This window comes from Bartonella sp. AC70YNML (assembly GCF_042196545.1).
GTDB lineage: Bacteria > Pseudomonadota > Alphaproteobacteria > Rhizobiales > Rhizobiaceae > Bartonella.
The window spans coordinates 1-2,378 of sequence record NZ_JBHIQK010000034.1; the positions used below are offsets into that span (position 1 = coordinate 1).

Annotated in this window: 1 protein-coding gene and 1 pseudogene; both read right to left on the reverse strand. The window is 34.1% G+C overall.

All coding sequences use genetic code 11. The features are described 5' to 3' along the window. Nucleotides 1-1,022 (reverse strand): annotated as a pseudogene (locus tag ACFIMU_RS08555) (hypothetical protein); the annotation flags it as partial. A gap of 1,080 nt (nucleotides 1,023-2,102) precedes the next feature. Further along, nucleotides 2,103-2,378 (reverse strand): YadA-like family protein (locus ACFIMU_RS08560; protein WP_375607518.1); only part of this gene is annotated, 276 nt, incomplete at its 5' end.

The following is a 2,378-nucleotide window of genomic DNA, read 5'->3' on the forward strand; positions in this document are numbered from 1 at the left end:
AAAGAACTATTTACGCCTGTAAAGGCATCTGCAACATTATGATAGCTCTTTTCAGCTCCATTACCATCCTTATCAAAGACCTTAACTGTAAAAGTAGGAGCACTCCAATTTCCATCTTTATAGCCAGCACCACCACCAAAATAGCCTGCAACGACATTGCTCATGGAATAAAGTTGAGAACCATTGATTGCATCAGTCGATGTTGCTGTAATAGAACCAGCATTAACACCTGAAAGAGTCCGAACCGCATTATCAATATTTGCAATACTTACCCTCGTTCCATTTACTTTTCCACCAATGGTAATAAGTCCCGTATCATCTTGCTTAACAAGGTTGTTCCCTGCCACATTAACGACTACATTTTCAATCTTTTTATCAAGATTTGTGAAAGAACTATTTACGCCTGTAAAGGCATCTGCAACATTATGATAGCTCTTTTCAGCTCCATTACCATCCTTATCAAAAACCTTAACTTTAAAAGTAGGAGGCGTCCATTTTACTCTATCAAATCCAGCACCACCACCAAAATAACTAGAAATAGCAAGACCTAGAGAAAAAATTTGGGAGCCATTAACTGCATCAGACGAGAATGGCGAAATCACACCATTATTAACACCAGTAAGAGTTCTCAATTCATGAGAGCTATTTTCAATGCTTATTCTATTGCCACGTGCATTCGCACCAATTGTAATAAACCCTGAGCTATCTTGCTTAACAAGATTATTGCCCGCAACTTCAGCAGCATAACGTTCCAAACCATATAATGCAGAGCCAACATCTCTGTACACTCTACCGTTAATTATATAAGTTGGTGCAATATCTTTAAGTACATTTGTACCAGCACCAAAATACTGCGATATATTGCCCCACGCATCACAAGCAGAAACAGGAGAAGCACCGGATAAAAAAACAGCTACTGAAACCAATGAAAGCGTTTTAATAAAAGGTAATCGATAAGGTGAGCAAGTTTTTTTTAAATTACTCACTGCTAGCGTGCGTGGTGTGGTATATATTTTTTTCATAATAAATCCTCTAAGTAAGAAAAAGATATTAAAAACATTAAAAAGACACATTCCGGTGCTACTAAGCTCCAGAAATTATTTTTTTATAAAAGATTAGGGTTGTCATAATGCGGAAGAGGACTATCTAAGATATCAATGATATAGTAGTCGACGGGATCGATAGTCCAATTAATAAGGTTTTTATTTATCCTCCTTTAAGGAGGTGGGGTTTTCTTTAGCAGATCCTTTAAATTTAAAGGTGAAGAAAGGTGAACGAAGTGTAGAAAAAACATGTTTGCGTACTATTATTAGGTGTTATGTGTTTAAGAGGCAATAAAAGGTTTTTATTGCGGAAGTTACTTAAGTTGTTTGCTGAGTAATTTAGAGCATTTTTTGTAGGGTTATTACGCTTCTGCCGTAAAAATAAGCGAGATACCCCTGAGCTTCATATTTATATCTCTTAAAGCTTTTTGAGATCAGATAATTGTGATTTTGTAATTTTGCCATAACTTACCGCACCCCGCTTTGCGAGAAGATTTCTAGTTTCCTTTAATTAATTTTTCGCACTTTATACAGATTATTAAAAAATAGCAAGGAAAAAATGAGATTTTTTATTTCTTTAAGGATACCCCCAGTGGATATTCTATTATAAACTATAAACTGTATAGTTTTCAAATATTGTGCGGTTACACGTATGCTGTTAATTTATATGAAAACATCACTCTGCATTTGTGATTTTTTTGTTAATTAGTCCCATTAAGATTATTATTACAGAATATATTATTATAAAACTTTACAAGTATACTACTCTATGAATTTCTGTGTAAAATATCACTTCTTATAAAATTTTTCCCCTTGTCTGATGAGACAAGAAGGAAAAACTCTCTTAAAAATAAATATCGATTATTCAAATAATTCCTTTTGGAGATGATAAATAATTTTTTCATATAAAATTTCACAATAAAAAATATATTTTTACTCGAAATACGCCCTTATCTTTTATTGCTATTCATTTATGATAAAAATAACTTTCCTTCTCTTTAAATGGCACATGTAACGCATTTGATAAGAGAAGGAAAATTTATTTCGAATTTTCTATTGTTAATTCAGTGTTACCCTAAATCCAGCACCTACACCCCAATGTCCCCCAGAACTTGTTGCAGATACGTTAGAGCGAAATCTTCCATTTTCAGACATATAACCAGCTCCAATAGCAAGTGCAGATTGACTGCGCCATACACCCGTACCAAGTGAAAAACTTAATTTTCCCGGTGTATCGTCATAGCTTAAATTAGATACTGCTAGACCAATAGCAGCAGCTTGTCTTGCTTCTTTCCGAACATCCTGAATAGCATAATTCAATGTCTCAAACTTCAT